The organism is Agrobacterium sp. CCNWLW32, assembly GCF_037083425.1.
Taxonomy (GTDB): domain Bacteria; phylum Pseudomonadota; class Alphaproteobacteria; order Rhizobiales; family Rhizobiaceae; genus Agrobacterium; species Agrobacterium radiobacter.
In genome coordinates, this window is the sequence record NZ_JBAOJM010000002.1 from 399,098 (window position 1) to 417,113 (window position 18,016).

The 18,016-nt window shown below is 60.1% G+C and carries 15 protein-coding genes; all 15 read right to left on the bottom strand.

Annotated elements, in window-relative coordinates:
• Positions 1 to 12: 12 nt before the first annotated feature.
• On the bottom strand, positions 13 to 576 hold the full coding sequence (locus V6R85_RS05830; RefSeq protein ID WP_003503755.1) for a NifU family protein: 564 nt from the start codon (positions 574 to 576) through the stop codon (positions 13 to 15).
• A gap of 145 nt (positions 577 to 721) precedes the next feature.
• The gene (locus V6R85_RS05835) at positions 722 to 1,213 is read right to left on the bottom strand and encodes a universal stress protein (RefSeq protein WP_003503758.1); all 492 of its coding nucleotides are present in this window, start codon (positions 1,211 to 1,213) and stop codon (positions 722 to 724) included.
• A gap of 114 nt (positions 1,214 to 1,327) precedes the next feature.
• Positions 1,328 to 2,392 carry a tryptophan--tRNA ligase gene (trpS, locus tag V6R85_RS05840; RefSeq protein WP_099085711.1) on the bottom strand — a complete coding sequence of 355 codons (1,065 nt, stop codon included), beginning with the start codon at positions 2,390 to 2,392 and terminating at the stop codon, positions 1,328 to 1,330.
• Between the two features lie 103 nt (positions 2,393 to 2,495).
• On the bottom strand, positions 2,496 to 2,900 hold the full coding sequence (locus tag V6R85_RS05845; protein ID WP_111833748.1) for a VOC family protein: 405 nt from the start codon (positions 2,898 to 2,900) through the stop codon (positions 2,496 to 2,498).
• Positions 2,900 to 4,489, bottom strand: a complete 1,590-nt coding sequence (gene murJ, locus V6R85_RS05850) for a murein biosynthesis integral membrane protein MurJ (RefSeq protein ID WP_111833749.1) — start codon at positions 4,487 to 4,489, stop codon at positions 2,900 to 2,902. The genes V6R85_RS05845 and murJ overlap by 1 nt, the downstream gene beginning before the upstream one ends.
• 7 nt (positions 4,490 to 4,496) lie before the next feature.
• Positions 4,497 to 7,325, bottom strand: coding sequence for a [protein-PII] uridylyltransferase (locus V6R85_RS05855; protein WP_111833750.1), 2,829 nt, complete (start codon positions 7,323 to 7,325; stop codon positions 4,497 to 4,499).
• Between the two features lie 96 nt (positions 7,326 to 7,421).
• A complete protein-coding gene (mutS, locus tag V6R85_RS05860; protein WP_111833751.1) occupies positions 7,422 to 10,073 on the bottom strand; it encodes a DNA mismatch repair protein MutS in 2,652 nt (883 codons plus the stop codon).
• A gap of 191 nt (positions 10,074 to 10,264) precedes the next feature.
• Positions 10,265 to 11,146, bottom strand: coding sequence for a GNAT family N-acetyltransferase (locus V6R85_RS05865; protein WP_003503769.1), 882 nt, complete (start codon positions 11,144 to 11,146; stop codon positions 10,265 to 10,267).
• Positions 11,147 to 11,240: 94 nt separating this feature from the next.
• On the bottom strand, positions 11,241 to 13,481 hold the full coding sequence (locus V6R85_RS05870; RefSeq protein ID WP_111833752.1) for a hybrid sensor histidine kinase/response regulator: 2,241 nt from the start codon (positions 13,479 to 13,481) through the stop codon (positions 11,241 to 11,243).
• A 55-nt stretch (positions 13,482 to 13,536) separates the two neighbouring features.
• Positions 13,537 to 14,025 carry a signal peptidase II gene (gene lspA, locus V6R85_RS05875; protein WP_003503773.1) on the bottom strand — a complete coding sequence of 163 codons (489 nt, stop codon included), beginning with the start codon at positions 14,023 to 14,025 and terminating at the stop codon, positions 13,537 to 13,539.
• The gene (locus tag V6R85_RS05880; protein ID WP_020011063.1) at positions 14,025 to 14,885 is read right to left on the bottom strand and encodes a TrmH family RNA methyltransferase; all 861 of its coding nucleotides are present in this window, start codon (positions 14,883 to 14,885) and stop codon (positions 14,025 to 14,027) included. Before V6R85_RS05880 ends, lspA begins: the two co-directional genes overlap by 1 nt.
• A complete protein-coding gene (locus V6R85_RS05885) occupies positions 14,882 to 16,015 on the bottom strand; it encodes a class I SAM-dependent methyltransferase (RefSeq protein ID WP_060727051.1) in 1,134 nt (377 codons plus the stop codon). Before V6R85_RS05885 ends, V6R85_RS05880 begins: the two co-directional genes overlap by 4 nt.
• Positions 16,016 to 16,108: 93 nt before the next feature.
• On the bottom strand, positions 16,109 to 16,450 hold the full coding sequence (locus V6R85_RS05890; protein ID WP_162686221.1) for a LapA family protein: 342 nt from the start codon (positions 16,448 to 16,450) through the stop codon (positions 16,109 to 16,111).
• 66 nt (positions 16,451 to 16,516) lie between these two features.
• The gene (locus V6R85_RS05895) at positions 16,517 to 16,843 is read right to left on the bottom strand and encodes an integration host factor subunit beta (RefSeq protein WP_219256707.1); all 327 of its coding nucleotides are present in this window, start codon (positions 16,841 to 16,843) and stop codon (positions 16,517 to 16,519) included.
• Between the two features lie 2 nt (positions 16,844 to 16,845).
• A complete protein-coding gene (sppA, locus tag V6R85_RS05900) occupies positions 16,846 to 17,799 on the bottom strand; it encodes a signal peptide peptidase SppA (protein ID WP_087743280.1) in 954 nt (317 codons plus the stop codon).
• Positions 17,800 to 18,016: the final 217 nt, after the last annotated feature.

The following is an 18,016-nucleotide window of genomic DNA, read 5'->3' on the forward strand; positions in this document are numbered from 1 at the left end:
GGCTTTACAGCATTATACCGCTTCGACTTCGCGCACTTCCGGCACGAAATGGCGAAGTAGGTTCTGAACGCCATGCTTCAGCGTGGCGGTGGAGGACGGGCAGCCCGAGCAGGCGCCCTTCATGTTCAGGAACACCGTCCCGTCGCGGAAACCACGGAAGGTGATGTCGCCGCCATCCTGCGCCACGGCGGGGCGAACGCGGGTATCCAGCAGTTCCTTGATGGTCGCGACGATGGTTTCGTCACCCTCTTCGAAGAACTCGCCTTCTTCATCCGATACTTCGGCCGCAATAGCCGTACCCATGATCGGGCGGCCAGACATGAAGTGCTCCATGATCGCGCCCAGAATGGCCGGCTTCAGGTGCTGCCATTCCGCGCCGTCCTTGGTGACGGTGATGAAATCGAAACCGAAATAAACGCCGGTAACCCCCGGAATGGTGAAGAGACGCTCCGCCAGCGGCGAAGCCTGCGCCTGCGAAGGATTGAGAAACTCCACCGTCCCGCTTTCCAGCACCACCTTGCCCGGCAGGAACTTCAGCGTGGTGGGGTTCGGCGTGGCTTCCGTCTGAATGAACATCGTCTTCTCCTTCGAGGTCGCCGTTCACGCCCCGTAATTTAGAATTCTTCCAAAAAATACGCCCGGCGAAGCTTCACTTCAAGCCCTGACATGATAATTACATTCAAGAAATCGTCAGCCCCTAAATCTTGCCTGAGCCCCGGGGTCAGCAGAGTGCGTCGATTTCCTCGTCCGATAACGTATCCGGCAGCACGGTGACGGGGATCGGGAAGGCTGCCCCTCGCCCGGCAATGGAGGAAACGAGCGGTCCCGGCCCTTCTTTAGTCGATCCCGCCGCCAGAACGAGAATCGCGATATCGCGGTCTTCCTCGATCAGCCCGTGGATCTGCTCGGTGGCGCTGCCTTCGCGAATGACAGCTTCGGGCTCGATGCCGATGGTCTCACGAACCTTCTGGGCGATCTTGGCGAGTGTGGCTTCCGCCTCCTCCCGCGCTTCCGCCCGCATGATCTGCTCGACACCAAGCCATTGCTGGAAGTCGCCTTCGGGGATCATGTAGAGCAGCACAAGCCCGCCATTGGAATTCTTGGCGCGACGACCGGCATAGTGCACGGCCCTTTCGCATTCCGGTGTGTCATCGATAACAGCGAGAAACTTGCGACGATGCCCTTCCAGACGCGACAGCCGTTTTGAAACCATTCTGCACTCCCTAGGTCCGCCGTGATCCGAGAAACCGCCCGACGGTTCGGGCGGAGATTATATCAAATCACGGCAGGCGCAAACCGCCCACCGCATCCGCGCGGCAGCGACCTGTCAGCGCAGGAAGCCGATGATATCGCGCACCTCGTTCATCGTCTTTTCGGCGATGGCACGCGCCCGCTCGCCGCCTTGGCTGAGGATGGCGTCGATATGGGTCGGGTCATCGAGAAGACGGCGCATCTCATTATTGACCGGCGCCAGGACATTGACGGCAAGCTCGACGAGGGCCGGCTTGAAGGCCGAGAACTGCTGTCCGCCGAATTCGGCAAGAACATCGGCCTTGGTCCTGTCGGACAGGGCGGCATAGATGCCGACGAGGTTTTCGGCTTCGGCACGGCCTTTCAGGCCTTCCACTTCGCTCGGCAGCGCGTCCGGATCGGTCTTTGCCTTCCTGATCTTCTTCGAAATCGCATCGACATCATCCATGAGGTTAATGCGCGACAGATCGGAGGGATCGGACTTCGACATCTTCTTGGTGCCGTCCTTCAACGACATCACACGCGGTGCCGGACCGCCGATCAGCGGTTCCACCATCGGGAAATAGGCGTGCACCGGCTCATCGCCGACCGTGATATCGAGCCCAAGCCCCGCCTTGCGGATATGATCGCTGAAATCGATGTTGAATTTCTGGGCGATGTCGCGTGCGAGTTCCAGATGCTGCTTCTGGTCGTCGCCGACCGGAACATGGGTGGCGCGATAGACGAGAATGTCGGCGGCCATCAGGCTCGGATAGGCGAGCAGACCGAGCGAGACCTGCTCGGCATTCTTGCCGGACTTGTCCTTGAACTGCGTCATACGCTCCATCCAGCCGATGCGCGCCACGCAGTTGAACACCCATGCCAGTTCCGCATGTTGCGGCACGGCCGACTGGTTGAAGACGATGTGCTTCACGGGGTCGATACCGGCTGCGATGAAGGCGGCCGCAATCGAGCGGGTCTGCGCCTTCAGGTCGGCGTGAACGAGCTGGGCGGTGATGGCATGCATGTCGACGACGCAATAGATGCAGTCGTTATCTTCCTGCAGCGCCACGAATTTGCGGATCGCGCCGAGATAGTTGCCGAGATGCAGATTGCCGGTCGGCTGGACGCCCGAGAAAACCAGCGGCTTGAATGCGTTCATTGTCGTCCTCGAAAAGGCTTGTGGAGGGCCCCGCCCCATGGTTGGAATTGCACGCGCGCTTATGCACCCGCAGCCCCCCGCAATCAAGCGGTTTCAGGGCTTGTCAGCCGCGCGGTTCCAGAAGATCCCAACGATTTCCGTAAGGGTCAACAAAGACCGCAACGGAGCCGTAAACCTCATGGCGCGGCTCCTCCAGAAAGCCCACACCGCGGGCAAGCATGGTCTCGTAATCGCGCTGGAAATTGTCGGTATGCAGGAAAAACCCGACACGCCCGCCCGTCTGGTTGCCAATGGCAAGCCTTTGCTGCTCGCCATCCGCCTCGGCAAGCAGCAGGGCGCCGCCCTCGGTCCCTTGCGGCTTCACCACCAGCCACCGTTTGCCGTCGCCAAGCGGCTGATCGGAAAGGCATTCGAACCCGAGAACGTCGCAATAAAACACCTTCGCCCGGTCGTAGTCATCCACGACAAGCGTGACGAGCGCGATGCGGCGGTTTTCAGCAAAGGACATCAGCCCGCCTCCGTCTCGACGTTCTTTTTGCCGCGCTTGCGAATGGCTCTCTTCACCATGCCGATATCGGCCCCACCCGAAACGAAAGCCAGCACGAAATAAACCAGCATGGCCGCGAAGACGAGAGCCATGATGGTGCCAGCCCGGATGAAAATGGACGAGGCGGAAGACAGCTCGAATGTCAGCCAGGTCAGCGCATAGTGCACGAAACCGGCCATCAGGGCCGCGGCCAGCAGCAAACGCGGAATGCGGGTCAGCAGTGGAATATCCACATGCCAGTGACCGCGCCACAACAACATGCCGAACAGCAGAGCGGCATTGAGCCAGCCGGCAGTGATTTCGGCAATGGCGATGCCGGGACCGCCAAGGCGCGGGAAGAGCGTCAGCGCCAGCGAGACATTCACGACAACGGAAATCGCCGCGAAGATCATCGGCGTGCGGGTATCCTCACGAGCGAAGAAACCGGGAATAAAGGCCTTGATCAGAACGAAAGCTGGCAGGCCCAGACCGTAAATGCCGAGGATTTGCGCAACGGTGATGGTGGCCGAGGGCGAGAAATTGCCGCGCTCGTAAAGAAAACGCACGATGGGCTCCGCCATGACGAGAAGGGCCGCGGCGGCGGGCAATGTCAGAAACAGCACGAATTCCACCGAGCGGTTCTGCAGGCTTCCCGCTTCGACCATATGGCCGCCGCGCAAAGCCCGTGCCAGTTCAGGCAAGAGCACGGTGGCCACCGCGATGCCGACGACGCCGAGCGGCAGCTGGTAAATCCGGTCCGCATAGGCAAGCGAGGAGATCACCCCTTCACCAGCAGAAGCGATATTGGTGTTGATCAGCAGATTGATCTGGGTAATGCCGCCGGTGATCGCGGCGGGCAGGGCAAGAACCAGAAGCCGCTGCACATTTTTGGTCATCCGCGGCCTGCGGAAGCCTATGCGCATGCCGGCATTGCGCACGGCGATCCAGACGATGGCAAGTTGCACCACCCCTGCCACCATAACACCCCAGGACAGGGCGTAACCCACCTGCAGAGGATCGTAATTCTTCCACCACGCCAGAGCGAGAACGCCGATGAGGATGATGTTGAGGAACACAGGCGCGATCGCGGCCGCAAAATAGCGGTGCAGCGAGTTCAGCATGCCGCCCATCATCGCCGCCAGAGACATGCAGGCGAGATAGGGGAACATGATGGTCGCGAGCCGGACGGTGTTGTCGAATTTTACCGGATCTTCCAGGAAGCCCGGTGCAATCACGGTGCGCACGATGAACGGCATCGACAGTTCCATCAGGATCGTCAGCGCCAGGAGCACGGTGAAGAGAACACCGAAGACCTCCTCGGAAAAGCGCCTTGCGCCCTCCATGCCATTCGCCTCGATTTCCTTGGCGAAAAGCGGCACGAAGGCCGAATTGAACGCGCCTTCGGCAAAAAGTCGCCGGAAGGTGTTCGGAAAACGAAAGGCGGCGTTGAAGGCATCGGCCACGGGGCCTGTGCCGACGGCGGCGGCCATCAGGGTTTCGCGGAGGAAACCGAAGATGCGGCTGCCGAGCGTGGCGGTGCCGACGGTGGCGAACTTGCCGATCAGACTCATGGGCGCTTCAAGCCTTTGCCGTGCGCGCGGCAGGCAGGGCCGCCACGTCTGGATGGGCGATGATGCCGTTCGGCATGCGGTCACGCAATTCGTCTTCCTGTTCGCTCATCACGGCCTTCAGGCGCTGCGCAATGCTGGCCTGGCGGTTGTCGTTCGTCACCTTCTGGCCGAAGAGATCGGTCACATAAAAGGTGTCGATGACCTTTTCGCCGAAGGTGGTGATGCGGGCGGAGTGAATATCGAGCGACAGATCGGCAATGACAGCCGTCATATCAGCCAGAAGTCCCGGCCGGTCGAGGCACTCGACCTCGATGACGGTGAACTTGTTCGACAGCCCGTTGGAAATGATGACCGAGGGCGGAATGGTGAAAGCGCTTTTCTTCCTGCGGCTCTTGGTCCGCGTGGCGATCATTTCCGGAAGACGCTGCTTGCCGGAGAGAACCTCCTCGATGAGCTTGCCGACATTGTTGCCGCGCCGGGTCTCATCCTCGTCGATCGGAAATTCGCGATTGATCAGGATCGTATCCAGCGCCCGCCCGTCGGAGGTGGTGAAAATCTGCGCATCCGCGATATTGGCGCCAGCCGCCGCACAGGCACCGGTGATGATCGAAAGCAGGCGCGGATGGTCCGGCGCCAGTACGGTGATTTCCGTGATGGCATGGAAGGAATGGGTGCGCACCATGGTCGACAGCGCCTTTTCCTGCTTGTCGGCCTCGCGGATGAAGCGGGTGTGTCGCACCTGGTCTTCCAGCGCCACCGTCAGCAGATAGGGCTCGTAATGCAGCTTGGTGTATTTGCGCCGCGCCTTCTGGCCCCAGTCATCGAGAGCATCGTAAAGCGCCTGCCGGGCAATCTGCGCCCGTTCCTTGCGGGAGACTTCCGAGAAGCCGCCTGACAGAAGCAGCTCGGTCTCATAATAGAGCGAGCGCAGCAGCTGCCCCTTCCAGCCGTTCCAGACCCCTGGACCAACAGCGCGAATATCGCAGACCGTCAGGATGAGCAGCATCTTCAGCCGCTCCATGGATTGCACCTTGTCGGCGAAATCGGTGATGGTCTTGCGGTCATGCAGGTCGCGCGTCTGGGCGACCATGGACATCAGAAGATGCTGCTCGATCAGCCAGACGACCATTTCGGTCTGCTTGCCGGTCAGCCGGAAGCGCTGGCAAAGCTTGCGGGCCACGCGCGCGCCAGCAATCGAGTGATCCTCCTGCCGGCCCTTGGCGACATCGTGCAGCAGCACGGCCACATAAAGCGCCTCGCGTTCCTCCACGCTCGGCATCAGCTGGTTGGCGAGCGGGTGGGCGTCGACAGCCGTTCCCTTGTCCACTTCCGACAACACGCCGACGGAGCGGATCAGATGCTCGTCCACCGTATAGTGATGATACATGTTGAACTGCATCATCGCGACGATCTTGCCGAATTCGGGGATGAACTTGCCGAGCACGCCGGCCTCGTTCATGCGCCGCAGCGTCAGCGCCGGATCGCGTCGCGAGGTAAGGATCGACAGGAAAAGCCGGTTCGCCTCCTCGCTTTCGCGAAGCTCATCATTGATGAGCGACAGCGAGCGGGTGACGACGCGCAACGCATCCGGGTGCAGTTCGAGATTATTGATATCGGCGATGTGGAAGAGCCGGATCAGATTGACCGGGTCGTTCTTGAAGACATCAGGCTTGGCGAGCGCAATGCGCCCCCGGTCCTCGACAAATTCCACCGAGCCGGGAATCTTGCGCACACGATGGGCGAAGCGGCTGAGAACGCCGGAAAGGCCCGGCACGTCTTTCGCCTGGCGATCCTCAAGTGCTGCGCAGACAATGCGGGTCAGGTCGCCCACATCTTTCGCCACGAGGAAATAGTGCTTCATGAAACGCTCGACGGCGGAAAGGCCCGGGCGCGGCTGGTAACCCAGCGCATCGGCGATTTCGCGCTGAATGTCGAAAGAAAGGCGCTCTTCCGCCTTGCCGGTGATGAAGTGCATCTGGCAACGGACGGCCCAGAGAAAATCATCGGCCTTTTCGAACAGCCGGAGTTCCGGCCGTGACAGGACGCCAAGCTTGACCAGATCGGCCGTATCGCGGACGTGGTAATAATATTTGGCGATCCAGAACAGCGTGTGCAGGTCGCGCAACCCACCCTTGCCTTCCTTGACGTTCGGTTCCACCAGATAACGCGTATCGCCCGCCTTGCGGTGGCGCTGGTCACGCTCGGCGAGCTTGGCGGCGATGAATTCCGGGCCGGTGCCGGTGACGACTTCCGACTCGAAACGCTTTTCGAGATCATCGGTCAGGGATTTCTTGCCGCAAATCGCCCGCACTTCCAGAATGGCGGTGCGGATGGTCATGTCGGATTTGGAGAGGCGGATGCATTCATCCACCGTGCGGGTGGCGTGGCCAACCTTGAAGCCGAGATCCCAGAGGAGATAGAGCACGAACTCCACCGCCTTGTGCATGTCAGGCGTGTTCTTGGCCGGCAGCAGGAACAGGAGATCGATATCCGATCCCGGCGCCAGCGTGCCGCGGCCATAACCGCCGACTGCCGCGACCGCGATCTGTGGCGCATCCTTGGGATAGACATATTGGCAGGCGAGATCATAGAGGATTTCGATCAGCCGGTCCTGAAGCCAGGAGATGCGCCGGGCGCAATCAATGCCGCTGCCATCGGCTTTTAGCAGTTCTCTAGCCTTTCCCCGGCCTTCCATGCTGGCCTTGCGGAAAATCGGCAGCAAGTCGGACCTGATATCGGCGGTGCGTTTGCCGTCTTCCTTAAAGATGATGTCGCATTCGCGCTTCAGCGCCGATACATCGAGAATGTCGGAAAAATCCAGGTCCTTGATGGCCATCTATGCCGGTATCCATGTCCTGTGGGATAATCCCACCGCTTGCGATGGGAGTGTCCTATAGCGAGTTTTAAAGGCGATGGACAGGCAATCTATCCCTTACGCCTTGCCAAGTTCTTTCTTCAACGCATAGAGCGCGTCCAATGCCTCTCGCGGCGTCATTTCGTCGGGGTTGAAGCCCTTCAGAGCCTCCTCCACCTTCGATGGCCCGACCTTGCGACCCTCCTCGCGGCGAACCGCGATCTGGAACAGCGGCAGATCATCGATCAGCTGGCTGGCCGGGTTCTTGCGGTCGGCATCTTCGAGCTTCGTCAGCACCTCACGGGCGCGCTCCACCACCGATGCAGGCAGGCCCGCAAGCCGCGCCACCTGAATACCGTAGGAGCGATCCGCAGCACCCGGCCCGACTTCGTGCAGGAAGATGACGTCACCTTCCCACTCCTTCACCCGCATCGTGGCATTGGAAAGGCGGCCGAGCTTTTCCGACAGCACCGTCAGCTCGTGGAAATGGGTGGCGAAGAGGCCACGGCAACGATTGACCTCGTGCAGATGTTCCACCGCCGCCCAGGCGATCGAAAGTCCGTCGAAGGTCGCCGTGCCACGGCCGATCTCGTCCAGAATGACCAGCGAGCGATCCGTTGCCTGATTGAGAATGGCAGCCGTTTCCACCATTTCCACCATGAAGGTCGAGCGGCCGCGTGCCAGATCATCTGACGCGCCAACGCGGGAAAACAGCCGGTCGACAACACCGATATGGGCGGCCTCCGCCGGAACGAAGGAGCCGATCTGCGCGAGGATGGCGATCAGCGCATTCTGGCGCAGGAAGGTCGATTTACCGCCCATGTTCGGGCCGGTGAGCAGCCAGATCGCACCATTCTTGCCGCCGTTCACGGCCGACAGATCGCAATTGTTGGCGATGAACGGTCCAGCCGACTGCCGCCGTAATGCCTGCTCCACCACCGGATGACGCCCGCCCTTGATCGCGAAGGTCATGGAGGCATCAACGATCGGACGGCAATAGGCCTGTTCGGTTGCGAGATAAGCAAGGCTTGAGGCGACGTCGATAGTCGCGAGCGCGAAAGCACCGGCCTTGATCGCTTCCGCCTGCTGCACCACAGCCTCGACCATACGCCCGAAGGCTTCCAGCTCCATGGTCAGAGCCTGCGCCGCGGCATTGGCGATGCGGCTTTCGAGATCGGCAAGCTCGGTGGTGGTGAAGCGCATGGCACCCGCCATGGTCTGGCGGTGGATAAAACGCGCCTTGGCCTCATCCGTCGCCATCATCACATCTGCGTTGCCGGCCGTGACCTCGATGAAGTAGCCAAGCACATTGTTGTGCTTGATCTTGAGCGACTTGATGCCGGTCTCATCGGCATATTTCAGCTGCAGCCCGGCAATCACACGGCGCGACTGGTCGCGCAGCGCCCGCACCTCATCCAGTTCGGGATTGGCACCATCGCGCAGGAAACCGCCGTCCCGCTTCAAAAGCGGCAGGTCGTCGGCCAGCATCGAGCCAAGCATGGCTTCCAGCCCACTCGGCAGCGCTTTCAAATCCGCGAGCGCCGTCGCCAGCTCATCCGGCAACAATCCCTGATCGAGAATCGCGGCTATCCTTTCGGCCGAAGCCAGCCCCTGCCTGATGGCGCCGAGATCGCGCGGGCCGCCGCGCTCCAGCGCAAGGCGCGAAAGCGCACGCGGCATATCCGCAACCTGTTTCAGCGCATCGCGCAGGCCATCGCTGAGCGACACGTCATCAATGAGATAGGCCACCGCATCGAGGCGGGCATTGATCTTCTCCGGATCAGTCAAAGGCGACATCAGCCGCTCGGCCAGAAGCCGTGCGCCGCCGCCCGTGACAGTACGGTTAAGCGCATGCAGCAGCGATCCGTCCCTTTCTCCTGACAGCGTCTTCACCAGTTCCAGATTGGCGCGGGTGGCGGGGTCGATGAAAAGGGTGGAGGCCGCACTTTCACGCTCCGGCGCGCCAAGCGGCGGACGTTCGGCGATCTGGGTTTTTTCGACATAAGCGACGGCCGCAGCGGCAGCGGCCATTTCCACCCGCGAAAACGTGCCGAAACCATCGAGCGTCGAGACGTTGAAATAACGGGCGATGCGCCCTTCCGCAGTAGCGCTGTCGAAAAGAATCGCCGGCTGCGGCACGGCCACACGACCGAGCACATCAAACACCGGTCGCAATTCCTCGTCATGGAACAGGCTGTCGGCGACAATCAACTCCCGCGGATCAATGCGCCAGATATCGGCGAGAAGCCGGGTCAGCGTGGTTTCCGCCAGACGGAAGACGCCGGTGGAAATATCGATCCAGGCGAGTGCAAACTGCGCCTCGGCGCTGCCGCGAATACGGGCGAGCGCCATCAGATAGTTGGATTCCGTCGGCGACAGCAGTTTTTCTTCGGTCAGCGTGCCGGGGGTGACAAGCCGCACGACATCACGTTTGACCACGGATTTCGATCCGCGCTTCTTCGCCTCGGCCGGGTCTTCCACCTGTTCGCAGACGGCGACGCGATAGCCGCGCAGGATGAGCTTCTGCAGGTAGTCATCCGCCGCATGGACGGGAACGCCGCACATGGGAATATCGTGCCCCATGTGCTGGCCGCGTTTCGTCAGCGTGATGCCGAGCGAACGGGAGGCTTCGACCGCATCGTCAAAGAACAATTCGTAAAAATCGCCCATGCGGTAGAACAGCAGCGAACCGGGATTGTTCGCCTTGATCTCGATATATTGCTCCATCATCGGAGTGGCCGTCGCGCGGCTCTCTTCCGAGATCAGGGAAGCGGTTGTCAGAACGTCCGTCAATGGCCTGCCGATGTCATATCGTGTTGCGGAAAAGGAGCGCCGACACTAGCGGCAATGCCCGCCCCTGCACAACACGCACCGAACAGCTGCCCACAGGAACATCCCGAAAGGTTCCGATCAAAAACCGGTCAGCCGTTGATGCGCTCGGTCTCACCGCCATAATAGCTGATGTAGCGGCCGGCGATGGACGATACGGGCAGGACCACGAGAACGTCCGTCGTGTTGAAGGCATGGTCAACAACCGCGCCGGAGCCGAACATGGCGCCAAGACGCATATAGCCCTTGATCAGCGGCGGCATGGCGTTCAGCGCTTTGCGGGCGTTGAGCGCCTCGGCCGGCACGAGGTCCATCTCATGATAAAGCTCGGGAAGGGCGGAAGCTGCCCACTCGCCCTTGGCCACGCAATTATGATGCAGGAAGGACAAGGCAAGCGCATGGGCCTCCGGCTGCACGCCGGGGAAGGAGGCGCAACCGATCATGGCATCCATGCGGTGTTTCACGGCATAGGCCCAGTTGCCCTGCCAAAGAAGCTCGACGGTACGCTTGGTGCGATATTCCGGCAGCACACAGGAGCGGCCAAGCTCCATGAAGCGCTTGCCCGGATGGCGCGCAACGAGCCCGGCAATGTCGAACTCGCTTGCGGAATAGAAGCCGTTATTGGCGAGCGCCGTTTCCTGTCGCAGCAAACGATAGGTGCCGACGATCTGGTCTTCGCTGTCGCCTTCGATCGCCTTGTCGAGCACCAGCAGATGATCGCAGACGCTGTCCCAGGCATCGATGTCGCGCTTGCGGCGCATCGCATCTGCGGGAAGGCGCGCCTTCATTTCCTCGACGAAAACCCGGTAACGCACGGATTGCGCGGCATCGATTTCGCGTTCATTTCTGGCGAGCCGTGTTTCCAGCGTGCCTATACGACCGAAAAGACCCTCATTGTCCTGAGCTGTCTCGGGACGAGGACTAATGACAACATTGCTTTCACAAATGTCGTGATTGAGGATTTCGGCAACCATGGGGAATCGCTCCGCCACCAAAGAATTTTCCTGTCATAAATCACTAATTGACGACAGAATAGTGACAAAATGTCACCAGCGCGAGTCTGTCAAGTTATGATGGCAACAGGCGTTTCGCCTCGAGCAGCCGACGGATTTCCTCTACCAGCCGTCGCGGGTCGGCAGGCTTGGTCAAAACTGCGCCGGCACCGGCCTTCAGCAGGATTTCGGCGGTTGCGTCACTCGTATCTCCGCTGAGCACGATGACGGGAATATTCCTTTCCCCCTTCAGCGTATGGAGAAGGTTGGGAAGCACGTCCAGCCCCTCGCCGCCCGGCATGTTGAGATCGGAGACGATGAGGTCAGGCAAACGGGATGCGCCTGGCTCCAACGATTGCCGCAACGCCTCAAAGTTCTCGACAACACGGACGATAAAACCGGTTTTCTCCAGAACGGCGCGGACGATGCGCTGATTGACGGCATCGTCTTCGGCCACGAGTATCTCGATACCGCTCGCACCCTCCGCCACCCGCGACGAAAATCCCACATCCGGATGGTTGTCGTTGATCGCGTCCCGTCGCTCTATGCCGCGCAGACGGCCGCACAGGACGTCGATCAGCGATTTTTCGCGCAGCGGCCGGATCAACCAGGCATCGAAGGAAACATGCATGGTCGACGGCCGTTCTTCCGGGCTGACCAGCAGCGTGCGGCGAACATTCTGTTGCGGCCAATCCTTGAGCGCGTCCCTGAACAGCGCCGAAATGCGTCGGTCGACAATGATATCGGTGAGATCATCCGCCCGGGTGGCAGACTCCTTCCGCAGCTTTTCAAGATCTTCAGACTGGTGGATGAGAGTACATTGACCGCCGAAGGCTTCGATAGCCTCCATCGTCACCGCCGCCGCCACGCCCTTTGGCGCGATGAGCAGGACATTTGTATGCCGCAGGCAATGACGCCGTCCGGGATCCGCCATTTCGGCGGGTGCGCCGCCCGGCCGGAACGTCAGTTTGAAAGTGCTGCCCTTGCCCTTTCGGCTGGAAACCGTGAGGCTGCCGCCGAATTCCCGCACGATACGGGCGGAAATCGCAAGGCCGAGACCTGTGCCTGCGCTTCGCTGCGACAGCGGGCCTGCCTGTTCGAATTCACCGAAAATACGGGCCTGCTCGGCCTGGCTCATGCCCGGACCGGTATCTTTGACAGTGATGTGCAATTCGCTGTCGACCATGCGCGCCCGGATGACGACGCCGCCTTCCCGCGTGAATTTGACGGCATTGCCGAGGAGATTGAAGAGGACCTGACGCAGCCTTGCCGGATCGAAATCGAGATGATCAGGCACGTCAGGCGTAACGAAGGAGGTGATTTCTATGCCTTTTTCATGGGCCCGATGGGCCAGCATCTCAACGATGCTCTCGATCATCCGCCGCAGGTTTTCCGCGCGCGGATTGAGCCTGAAGCGACCCGCTTCCATCGTCGAATAATCCAGCAGATCCTCGACAAGCTGCACCAGCGACTGGCCGGACTGCTTCATGCCATCGAGATAATTGCGCTGCTCCTCATTGAGCTTCGTCTGCGACAGAAGATGGTTCATGCCGAGCATGCCGGAAAGCGGCAGGCGGATTTCGTGGCTTACGGTGGCAAGCAGCCTTGCTTTTTCGGCATCGGCCTTTTCGGCCCGCAACCGGGCATCTTCCCGCTCACCGAGCGCAAGCCGCTCTTCGGTCACATCTCTGGCGATACTGCTGATGAGAAGCCGGCTGCTTGCCAGATCGCGGGTCACGACATCATGCCAGGAAAAGATGCGCTGACCGAACGGGGTCGCGATCTCGACATCATAGGCGTGGACCTTGTCACCCGGGCGGAAAGCGATGCCGATTTCCTCGCAGCTCAGCCCTTCGGGGGCCGCACAGCCGGTCATTTCACGAAAGACCCGGTTCGCCTCAACGATGCGCCGGTTCATGTCGCGGATCACGACGATATCGCCCATGAATTCCTGCATTTCGGCAATCAGCGAGCGGTTTTGCGTTTGCCGCATCCGGAGATCGGAATCTGCAACCAGTGCGCCGGGATGCCGGGAGGATTCGCCGAAGAGCGCGTAGAGGAGGACACCGACAAGCACTGCGCCAAAGAAGGTTGCCAGCGCGACGGTAACCGCATAGGGCACCGCAAGCGCGATCAGGGCTGCGGAAAAAGCCCCAACTGATAGTGAAACGGCGACATAAAGCGCAATCGATCTGGCATCGGTCGCATGTTCTTCATCCCCATGGTGCGTTGTCGTATCGACACGATCCGCCGGCTGCGCCGCCGTGGCGGCCAGGCCATCTGAAACTTTCTGTCGAAGTCTTGCCAGTTCGCTCATAGGCAACCGCTACCACGGCAGCGGTTTTGATATGTTTGGCTGAAACCTTAAAATTTTACTTTTTAGCCGCCCGGGCGTGCAAAAACTCGTCGAGAATGACGCAGGCTGCGCCGATGGTTATGAAACTGTCGGCCAGATTGAAAACCGCGAAGGACCATGTCTGCGTGTAAAACAGGATATAGTCGATGACGTGACCGTAGAAAAAGCGGTCGAGAAGATTGCCGGCAGCACCTGCGATGATGAAGGCGAAACCAAGATGGGCAAAGGTGCGGTCCGCCGCCGTCTTGCGCCACAGCCACAGAACGAAGACCACGATGACGAGCCGCATGCTGACGATGAACCAGCCGTGCATATCCTCCAGCATCGAAAAGGCCACGCCGAGATTGTAGGTGCGGTAAAGCGCCAGGAATGGAGCAACCGGAACCATCTCCTGCAGCGGCAGATAGGCTTCGACCAGCTGCTTGACGATCTGGTCCAGCACCAGTGCGGCAACGATCAGCGCAAAGGCCGGACCGAATTTCGAGAACAATGCCGCTTTGGCCATTACGTCACCGGTGCGAGTTCGAGGAGATGCCGCCGTGCTTCAAACAGCATGACGGCGGTTGCGATGGCGAGATTGAGGCTGTCGGCGCGGCCCTGTTGGGGAATGCGCGCCAGCTGGTCGGCCTTCCCGGCGAGTTCCGGCGGCAGGCCGGATTGTTCGTTACCCATTAAGATCACGACCGGCTTGCCGGCATAATCGATCTTTCGATAATCAACCGAACCCGCCAGATGGGTGGCGACGACGCTGACCTGCGCCGATTTTTTCCAGGACAGGAATTCTTCGACCGAAGCGCGGGCAACGGGCGTGGCGAAGACCGAACCCATGGTGGCGCGCACCGTTTCCAGCGAAAACGGATCCGTGCAATCACCCACGAGAATGACGCCTGAAGCGCCCGCCGCATCCGCCGTGCGGATAATGGTGCCGAGATTGCCGGGATCACGCACCCGGTCGAGCGCGATATAGGTTTCGCCCTTTTCCGGGCGGATATCCTTCAGCGGCTTCCATTTCTGTTCGAAAATGCCGACAACCATCTGCGGATTATCGCGGCGGGTGATAGAGGCGATGACCTTTTCGCTGACTTCGAGCACCAGCCCGCCCGTGGCGACCGTCTTCACCGCCGCCTGCTCCACCAGCGGCTTGCCCTTGGCGGCCTTGGCATAAACCAGCGTCTTGATCGTCCAGCCGAGTTCGAGCGCGTCGATGACCAGCTTCAGGCCTTCAGCCATGAAGGTGCCGGTCTCTTCCCTGCCCTTTTTCTGGGTGAGCGCCTTGATATCCTTGATGATGGGATTGGCAAGGCTGGTCACTTCCTTGACCTGTCCAACCCGGCGCGCGGTGTTTTCACGCATATCCTTCATCATTTCGGCTCCCAGCGGCTGAACAGCGATGTGGAAAGCACGCGGCCCGGCGTCTTGCCGTCGAGCCCGGCTTCACGAATGACAAGCTCGCCTGACGCGACGACGCCACCGGCGCCGCGCATGGTTTCGCGCATCAGTTCATGCATCGAATAGAAGCTCGCCCGGATCGAATAGGCCGTCAGCACAAGGCCGAGCGCCTTGGGCGAGAGGATTTCGCGGCAGATATCCAGCATCAGCGGCAGATGGTCGAACAATTGCCAGACTTCACCATGGGTGCCGCGGCCGAATTTCGGCGGGTCGGTGAGGATGATATCGTAGCTGTTGCCGCGGCGCTCCTCACGCTGGATGAACTTCATGGCGTCTTCGCAAATCCAGCGGATCGGTGCCTGTTCGAGCCCGGCAAGCGCCTGGTTCTCCTTCGCCCAGCCAATCGCTTTCTTGGAGGCGTCGACATGGGTGACTTCAGCACCCGCAGCCGCCGCGACCAGCGAGGCGACACCGGTATAACCGAAGAGGTTCAGCACTTTCAGCGGACGGTCGGCCGTTTCGATGGCATGTTTCAGCCATTCCCAATGCACGATCTGTTCGGGAAAGACGCCAACATGCCGGAAGGCCGTGAAGCGGCCGAGAAATTCGACCCCGAGCAAGGACAGCGGCCATGTCTCCCCGAGCGCTTCCTTCGGAAAGCGCCAGCGGCCCATGCCGTCCTCATCGGTATCGCCGGTAAAGACGGCATCGGCATTCTGCCATACGCGGTCGGGGATCGAAGGCTTCCAGAGAGCCTGCGCTTCGGGACGGACGATGCGGTAATCGCCATATTGTTCAAGCTTCAGGCCGTTGCCGCTATCGATCAGATGAAAATCACCCGCGCCGCTCGATTCCAGAATGACCGGAACCTGTTCCGCGGGAAGCGCCCCGGTGCGCTGCATAAGTGCGCGCGCAGGGACCTGTTCGACGGCGGTCGCTACGACGGGTTTTTCCTTCGGCGCGGCCTTCTGCACGCTGCGCACGGCATCCGGCTCGCGCTTTTTCGGCGCGGCATCCGCGCGACGCGCCGGCTTTGCGGCATGAACCTGTTTTTTCTCGTTCCCGGCTCGCACACGATTGCCCGGCCGGCTGTCTTTTTTCTTCAATGGAAATCTTTCCGCTTTTGCCCGCGTCTTATTGCGCCAGCAAATAGCATTCCACGCGCCGCTCGCCTAGAGCCGGAACGAATGTCGGCGCCATCACTTTGCCGGGAGTTGTCCCGCATGTGGAAGCTGTCCGGCGGCGGCCGCCTTCTGGCGGTTCGCCTCATCATGCCAGCGCACAGCCTCCTTGGCTTCGATACGGGCACGCTTGCGATGTTTGCCCTGCGCAAACCAGGTGGCCGCCGATCCCAGCAGCACGCCGAAAATCACCGCCAGGAACAGGAAGACGAAAAACGGCGCGGTGAAGGAAAGAACGCCGTCTTCCGGCCGGAACGGATTAAGCGCCAGCGTCACGGACTGGCGGTTGGCCACGCACAGAATGACGAGGATGACCGCCAGCGGAAGCAGGATGATGAGATTGATGATTTTTTTCGACATCCGACAATACTCCATCGCAGCGGGCGTTCCACCGGCTCCTTTTCAGTCGCCAGGCGGCAGGGACGATCAATCGTCCTCTTCGTCGCCCATACCGGGGTTCAGGCGCTCACGCAGTTCCTTGCCCGTCTTGAAGAAAGGCACCCATTTTTCCTCGACGAAAACCGACTCACCCGTGCGCGGGTTCCGGCCGGAACGCGAAGGACGGTTTTTGACCGAAAATGCGCCGAAACCACGAAGCTCGACACGATTTCCTGCCGCCAGGGCGTCGGTGATTTCATCCAGCACCGCATTGACGATGTTTTCCACGTCACGGTGATAAAGGTGCGGGTTACGCGCAGCAACGATCTGCACCAGTTCAGACTTGATCACGGTTGCCCCCTGAAAGAATTGGATTTTTAACGCGGCTCAACCTGCCAAACGGAAACAAGACCGTCAAGAAACAACTTGTCCGCACCGAGCTGGCCGGGGCCTGCGAAGGGAATTAAATCGTCATATCCCAGAAACTTCGCTATTTGCGCAACACTGAAAAGCGAAAAAGGCGAACGGGACGACGGCGCGCGCCATTCGACGATCGGCAAATCCTTGGCAACACCGCGTGTTTCGAAATAGCTGCGAACTTCCTTTTCGCCGCCCAGCGTATCAACCAGCTTGTTGGCGAGCGCCTGCCTGCCAGTGAAAATCGATCCATCTGCCAGTTTCAGCACGTCTTCGCGCGGCAGCTTGCGGCGATCGGCCACAAGGTCGACAAACCAGCCATAGCTGTCCATCACCATGGCGCGGATCATCGACTTTGCCTCTTCCGGCGCCTCGTGGAACGGCGAAGGCTCCGCCTTCATCGGCGACGACTTGATTTCCTGCAACGAAACGCCGAGCTTTTCCATCAGCTGGCCAAGCTGCGGATACTGGAAGATGACGCCGATCGAACCGGTGATCGAGGTTTCGCCAGCAACGATGACATCACCCGCGGACGCGATCATGTAACCTGCGGAAGCGGCGAGCGTGCGCACATCCGAGACAACCGGCTTCTTTTCCGCCACGCCTCGAATGGCCTTGAAGATGCGCTCACCGCCATAGGTGGTGCCGCCTGGCGAGGAAATCGACACGATCAACCCTTTGACATTGTCGCTCTTGGCGATCTTGTCGAGCCGCTCGAGAAGTTCGGTATTATCGGTGATCAGGCCGGAGACCTCCACGCGGGCAATATGGGGCTTCGCACTTTGCTGCGGTCCATCCCATAAAAACCGGTAGAGACCGAAAGCGCCGGCGACGAGCAGAAGAACGGCCGCAATCCGCCAGAAAGTCAGCTTGCGGCGCAACCGCCTGCGATCCGCTATCGCCATATTGTCCATAGAAACCTCTGTCATCCGCTTTTACGCTTTAGGCCATATGGTTCTTCTAACGCGAAGCCGCAAGGAAACAATAAGGAAACCAGAATTACGATAAAATTCGCATTTCCCTTGCACCTCTCCAGACAAAAACCATATTGGCAGGACAAAGCACTCATGCCAAAGACATTTAGATAGAGACACAAGCTTCGATTGTGCGCCAGAATGGCGCCGGGGAAGC